A 2,610-nucleotide genomic window follows, 5' to 3' on the forward strand; every position below is an offset into this window, starting at 1 on the left:
ATTCATTCATTTCTTTTTCGATCATTTCATCAACCTTGGCTTTCACTTTTGGACTTTGGGTATAAGCCATATACATTTCCTAAAACTTTTCTTCAGAAAGATCGCTGTCCGTGATAGTCTTTTGGATTTCAGTTTGAAGTCCTTGTTGCATTTCCATTACTTTTTGACCGGCACTGTTAAAGTTTGCCATTTCGTCAGCTCCTGAAGCTACTTCAGTCAGAGTACCCGCTTGCTGTGCTTGTGCCAATTCTTGGAATCGTTCTACTTTAAGATCGTTGTCTTCTATGGCTTTTATCATATCTCCCTGAGATTTCTCTTGAAGCGGGATCAATACCAGATTGATTTTTACAAATTCTTCAAACTCTTGGTCTGAAAAATCCTCGTTTACTTGGGCTTGTGGCTGCATCATCTGCTGTGCAATGGCTCCAAACCCAATAAATAAGGTGAATATCAGCGAAAGCATCGAAGTCTTAGTCATTAATTTTGAATCATTCATAATTTTTAGGTTTTGTTTGATACATACCCAAAAAACAAATTATAGTTTTTAAAACATACTAAAAAATTAATTCGGAAATATTTTATCATTTGAAAAAGATGCAAGAAAGGAAAGTACAATAGGTTAATCACAAGCATTCTCAAAGTCTATTTATGTGGCTATAAACGACTTTTTATTTTGTTCGAAATCAGCTTTGACCTATATTTACAGTGTAGATTTAATTTGAGATCACCCAATTAAGTTAAACTAACAACCATGTCACCCAGTTAATAGTTGTGCCCTAATATTTTGCTTAAAGTCAATAATTCGAACAGTTGCCTAACACCTGGCTACAGTTGAAAATTACGATTAAAACTAAAATTTCTCCATACCTTTATAAACCTACTGTATGATTGTAAAATTTCACCTAACAGTTATTGCTGGGATATTGGTCTTGCTAGTTTTTTCGGGACAGATTTTTGGGCAGTGTACTGGATGTACGGTAACAATATCAGACGACATTGCTGTCCCTAATTTTAATGATGGTGACGTGGTATGCATTGATTTTAACAGAACCATCCCAATAAACTTCCAAGGCAGAAACAATTTAACCATATGTATCCCCTCAAACAGGACAGTTACAGGCCAATTCAATGATTTATTCGGGACTAATGCTACTTTGAATAATTATGGCATACTTACTCAGCCAGAAAACGGAGGGTTTAACATTGGTAACAACTTTACGTTTAACAATTTTGGTAATTTTGAAATAAGAGCTAATGCAACTATTAATGGAACTGTAAATTCTGCACCTGGATCATCATTTAGAATTCTAGCAGGAGGATCGGGTATCTCAGGAAATACAAGTCTAAACGGAACCTTAAATATTCAGGGCAATACTTTTATTAATGGAAATTTAACGATAGTAAATAGTGGTACTAATGGGTTAAGAATAAATCTAAGTGGCGATGGTCTACTAAGAGTGCAAAGGAATTTGGTATCAAATAGAGGTATATTAGCAGTAGACAACTCTACTATATTTGTCAATGGAAATTTCACTTCACAAACCGATGGCGATGTTACGAATGGAACAACGCTAAATAACTCGGCTACAATTACTGTAAATGGTAACACTATACTTAACAAACCTTTAACTTTAAACAACAATACTAGTGCTATATTAAATGGTAATCTGTCTATTCCAAACAATGGTGATTCTGGAGCAAACATTAACAACAACTCAAATTTGCTTGTAAGGGGGAGTACTGATGTAAATGGCCCAATTCGATTTCGTGACAATTCAATTGGAACTTTCAATGGCAATGTCAACCTTTTTAATAATGCCGGTTCTATTCTTGATTTAGAAAACAATTCAGATGTCCTTATCCAATCTAATCTTACTACAGATCAGCCAAATGGAGGCTCAGTCATTGTGAGGAACACAAGTCAATTAGTGATCTGCAATCAGAGGCCTCCAACAGGAGAAAATGAAGGCTCATTTCCACCACAGTCACGATGGGGTTCTACAATTGACCCATTACCAGCATACTATGGTGGATGCAGACTCCTTCCCGTAGAATTCCTAGAATTCAACGCATCCTTCACCCCACAAAACCGAACCTCAACAATCTCTTGGGCGACGGGTAAAGAATGGGAAAACTCACATTTCGAAATTGAAAGAGCAATAGATAACGTAAAGTCTTTTGAGAAAATAGGGGAAGTGGAAGGTGTTGGCTACTCTGATGATGTGGAAAAGTATAGCTTTATAGATGAAAAACTTCCTCTTCTTGGTGGTATTGCATACTACAGGCTGAAGCAGGTGGATTTCTCTGGATCTTTTTCATACAGTGATGTGGTTGGAGTAAGAATCCCTCCTACGATTATCACCAAAGGAGTTTGGAGGGCATTTCCTAATCCTACCTCAGGGGAATCTTTCAATCTTGAATTGATAAACAATAGAGAATTCAACAACGAGGAACTAAGCATCAGACTTGTAACTTCTCTTGCCAACCACAAACCTATAGAAGGCAAAGATCTTAAAGAAATCTCTCTGAAAATTGCCGACCTTCTCAAAAAATCACCTAATGGAGTATATATCCTTGAAGTCAATTGGGGGCAAAAAATAGAATACATCA

The 2,610-nt window shown here is 36.3% G+C and carries 2 protein-coding genes; one reads left to right on the forward strand and one right to left on the reverse strand.

Translation table 11 applies throughout. The annotated features are described in order from the left end of the window. Positions 1-79: 79 nt before the first annotated feature. The gene (locus tag MM213_RS20500; RefSeq protein ID WP_241414752.1) at positions 80-496 is read right to left on the reverse strand and encodes a DUF4168 domain-containing protein; all 417 of its coding nucleotides are present in this window, start codon (positions 494-496) and stop codon (positions 80-82) included. Positions 497-884: 388 nt separating this feature from the next. On the opposite strand from MM213_RS20500, the gene MM213_RS20505 reads away from it, so the two are divergent. Further along, positions 885-2,610, forward strand: a 1,726-nt coding sequence (locus tag MM213_RS20505; protein WP_241414753.1) for a hypothetical protein, incomplete at its 3' end; no start/stop codon positions are given.

This window comes from Belliella alkalica, from assembly GCF_022549785.1.
Lineage (GTDB): Bacteria > Bacteroidota > Bacteroidia > Cytophagales > Cyclobacteriaceae > Belliella > Belliella alkalica.